The sequence below is a fragment of the Alteromonas sp. KS69 genome, assembly GCF_003989595.1.
Lineage (GTDB): Bacteria > Pseudomonadota > Gammaproteobacteria > Enterobacterales > Alteromonadaceae > Alteromonas > Alteromonas naphthalenivorans.
In genome coordinates, this window is sequence record NZ_PYHU01000079.1 from 1 (window position 1) to 1,020 (window position 1,020).

Below are 1,020 nucleotides of genomic sequence, written 5' to 3' on the forward strand. Positions count from 1 at the left end.
GGCTATGTTCGGATTAACTGTTGTTGAATCGAAAAGAGCCTGTTTTCGTTAAGGTTTTCTGGATTATCCATAAACCTGAACCAACCTAGGTAGTGTTCCAAGTATTTTGTGGCTACTCCGTGAAACCGTTTTATCCACGCTTTCAGACGGCTGTGATAGGCGTTAACATTTTGAATGTGAAAGACTTTATCTATCACCTTAACTCCTCCTGCCACATCTAAGCGCTTGTGTATTAAATCATTTTTCTCAGAAAGAGCTATGTAGGGCTTATAGCCATCACTACACAACACACTGTCTTTCTCTAATTTTCCTGCTAGCTCCTGATGCAGAGCTGCCGATGTAACACTTGGTACAACGGCTTCATACGTATTCTTAGCTCGGTCTCTGACCGTTAAAACTGGCACCCAATCATCCTTTGAACGCCCTCGTTTTTTCGCTTTCACCCCTCTTTTACGGGGCTGACGAGTCATCCGTTTTGAGCCTTTCTCTGAGTAGGGAAAAAGTGTTTCGTCTGCTTCGATAATGCCTTCTAATTTGCTCGCATTCAGTGCTGATGGTAGTGCCAAGAATCGGTGCCGCCACCTGAACGATGTTTCAAGGTGGAGGCCACATTCTTCGGCACATTTACGCAATGGCTTACTGTCCAGCATACAGCGAATATATTCTAACCAAAGCTCTTTGTACCTCAGGCGAGCTAGCGGTGTCGCCGTTGTCGCTACAAAGGTTTTGCCGCAGTTCTTGCAGCGATAACGCTGCATCTTGTTTACCTTGCCGTGCCGATTGATCAGTGAGCTATGACAGTGCGGACATTCAGGGTTTTCAACCATCCGCTCCTCAAGCTCTGTTATCAACTGTGAGACGCTATCAGTGCCTTTCAGCAGCTTCTCAACATAACGGGTTTGACTATCTGTTAAGTGTTCTAACTCGGCTATAAGCTTTGTAAATTGTGCTGGGAGCATGATTAATCCTCAATGGCTGTATTCATATACAGTATAGCAACAATTTAGCAGAACATAGCCT

Annotated in this window: 1 protein-coding gene; it reads right to left on the reverse strand. The window is 44.8% G+C overall.

What is annotated here, in order from left to right; all coding sequences use genetic code 11:
* Positions 1-2: 2 nt before the first annotated feature.
* Positions 3-959 carry an IS1595 family transposase gene (locus tag C7Y69_RS21420; RefSeq protein ID WP_013783130.1) on the reverse strand — a complete coding sequence of 319 codons (957 nt, stop codon included), beginning with the start codon at positions 957-959 and terminating at the stop codon, positions 3-5.
* Between the last annotated feature and the right edge of the window lie 61 nt (positions 960-1,020).

Coding starts and splice junctions, on each gene's coding strand:
- C7Y69_RS21420 (WP_013783130.1), bottom strand. CDS start 959: ATGCTCCCAGCACAATTTACAAAGCTTATAGCCGAGTTAGAACACTTA.